This window comes from uncultured Sphingomonas sp. (assembly GCF_946477935.1).
In the GTDB taxonomy this organism is placed as follows: Bacteria; Pseudomonadota; Alphaproteobacteria; order Sphingomonadales; family Sphingomonadaceae; genus Sphingomonas.
The window spans coordinates 1-2,642 of record NZ_CAMLAC010000345.1; the positions used below are offsets into that span (position 1 = coordinate 1).

Sequence of the window (2,642 nt, forward strand, 5' to 3'; positions counted from 1 at the left end):
CGCCGACCGGAGCGCCCGCGAGACCGCGGCGGGATAGGCGCCGCGCCCGGTCCACAGCTTCAGCAGCTTTTCGCGCTCGCCGCCCTTCGCCGTCGCCAGCGCGTCCAGATCCACCCACACCGGCACCCGATTGCCCTTGCCGGCGCGGATCGCCAGCATCGCGCCCGCGGCGCGCTCCACGGTGAAGCCCATCACCGTCTCGTAGACCGATCCGATCTGCTCGACGCTCAGCGACCGGTACGCCACCCGCTCGCCACCCAGGATCAGCAGGCCGTCCAGCACGCGCAGGATGCACCCGTCCCCCACCGGCAGCACCCGGTCGGGATCCCCCGGTTGCTCGCGCCCCAGCAGGAAGGGAAACGCATCCTCGCTGAACAGCTTGCCGCCGCGCGGCTGCATGAAGCCCGATGGATGTCCTCGGCTCACCAGCCGGAACAGCGCCAGCAGCCGGCCCCAGCCACCCCGCCGCTCGTCCATCGTGTCCGGGTACAGCGCGGCATCGTCGCGCAGCCGCATGTGCAGTCCGCCCAGCGCATAGCCCTGCTCGTACAGCATTTTGGCCGTGGCCCCGGCGGCAGAGGGCATCAGCCCGCGATCCTCCGCATACAGGATGAAGATCAGGCGCAGCAGCACGGTGAGCACCGCCTCGTACAGATGCTGCGGCGCCTGCGCGGCGAGGGCCCGCACCCGCACCGGATCGGCCGCGTCCAGCCCGCGCAGCAACTCGTGCAGGCTCGCCAGCACCTGCCCGGCAAGCCGCGCCGATACGTCCGCCTGCGCCGCCCGGCTTTCCGCCAGCAGCGCGGGCAGGCGGTGCGACGGCGGCCCGGTGAACAGCGCATGCGCGTCCAGCAGCAGCTTCAGCCTTGCCAGCATCCCGCGCCCCGCCACCTGCGTCAGCGCCTCCAGCGGCCAAGTCATGTGCCCGGCGACCTCGCCCTTCGGCGCCACCACCAGCCGCAGCACCCGCTCATGCGTCGCCCCCTCGCGCCGCCCCGTCTCGCGCGCGCCCAGGATCACCCCGGCCGGCACGCCCGTTTCCCGCAGCAACCGCTCGAACCGCTGCTGCGCCGTCGCCTCCCACCCCGCCAGCGTCCCCCGCCGGTCGAGCATCAGGTCCTCCGCCTCGATCCGCACCAGCAACTGCACCGTCCCGTCGGGTGCCAACACCGCCCAGTCCGGCTCCAGCAGCGTTTCGCCGCCATCGAACGCCACCCGCAACGCCTCCGGCAGCAAGGGGCCGCCCGGCGCTCCCGCCACCCGCTCCGGCGCCCAGCCCAGCACGTCGCGAAACAGCGCCCACGGCTCCCCCGTCAGCGCCCGCCCAACTGCCTCGCTGTCCGCGGCCGTCTGCGGCGCCGGCCACACCCCGATCCGCGCCAGCGCCGCCGGTGCCACCACCAGCCCCTCCGGCTGCAGATAGCCCAGCCAATCGTGCCGCCCGCCGTCGATCGTCCCGCTCATGCCGCCGGCCACAGATAGATCAGGCCGATCGGCTCCAGCCGCGTCGCCCGCACCCGCGCGGCGGTGCGCAGCCGTTCGGGCTCCCGCACCAGCTCGTCGTCCAGCCGTGTCGCCGCCCGCTCCCAGGACCGCCGATCCGCCGCGCGCTGCCGCGCCTCGGCCGGATCGAGCAACAGCGCGAACTGCCGGTCGTCCTCGCCCCGCTCGCGCCGGATGCGCGCGATCCGCTGGCTTAGCAGCGCTTCCAGCCCCGCCGCCTCGGCCGCCGCGCGCTTCGCCAGCTCGGCCGCCACCCGTTCCGCCCGAACCGCCGCGCGCGCCTCCAGCACGCCGCGCAGATCACTGATGTCCGCCTCCGCATGCGCCGTCGCCATGCTTGCGATCGCCGCTCCGGCCGTCCGCGCATCCTGCAAGGCCGCGATCAGTTCATCCAGCACCCGCGCCTCGGCATCCCGCCCCTCCGCCAGCGGGCGCAGCGGCGACGGGTCACGCGACCGATCCCGCCAGTCGGCCGCGACGCTCAACACTTCCTCGTGCAGCCGTGCCGCATGCTCGCCATAGAGGGCCAACCGCCCGACCAGCACGACGCGCGGGGCAGGGGTGACGGGCGTTTCGATCACGCATGCCCGGTCCAGCCCCTGCTGAAACCCTGCCGACAGAAATCGCCCGAGCAGCCGCCGCACCAGCCGGTGTTCCAGATGCAATTGCACCACATCGCCTGCATCGCGCCCATCGGGCAGGATGGCGGGCGCAAAGCTCACCCGCCGTACGCCTGCGTCCGCACTTGCCCGCCATTCTCCCGGCCGCTCGCCCGGCCTGGGGCCGCGTGCGCGCAATTCGTCCAGCATCGGTTGCCAGCTCGGGTCGTTGGCGAGGGCGGGGCTGGCCTGATCCAGCGTGAAGACCTGCGTGTCGCCCACCGCCGCGCTCGCCCCCCAGCCACCGCCGGCGCGGTTCAGCGCCAGTCCGACCACCGATTGCAATTCTCCGGTGTCCACGCCGACGCGGGCCCGCGCCTTCTCCAGCATCGCCGCCAGGTCCGCCTGTTCGCGCTTCAGCCGCGCCCGCCGCGCCTCATCCCCATCATCCAGATCGCGAACCGCCGCCCGCACCCGCTCGTCCGCTTGCTCGTCACGTATCCGCTCGGCCAGATCCCGCGCCGCCGCCCGGTCGATCCC

General features: G+C 73.8%; 2 pseudogenes. Both read right to left on the minus strand.

What is annotated here, in order from left to right:
* A pseudogene (locus Q0U08_RS19645) lies at positions 1 to 1,464 on the minus strand (hypothetical protein); the annotation flags it as partial.
* Positions 1,461 to 2,642 (minus strand): annotated as a pseudogene (locus Q0U08_RS19650) (ATP-dependent helicase); the annotation flags it as partial. The pseudogenes Q0U08_RS19645 and Q0U08_RS19650, both read right to left, overlap by 4 nt.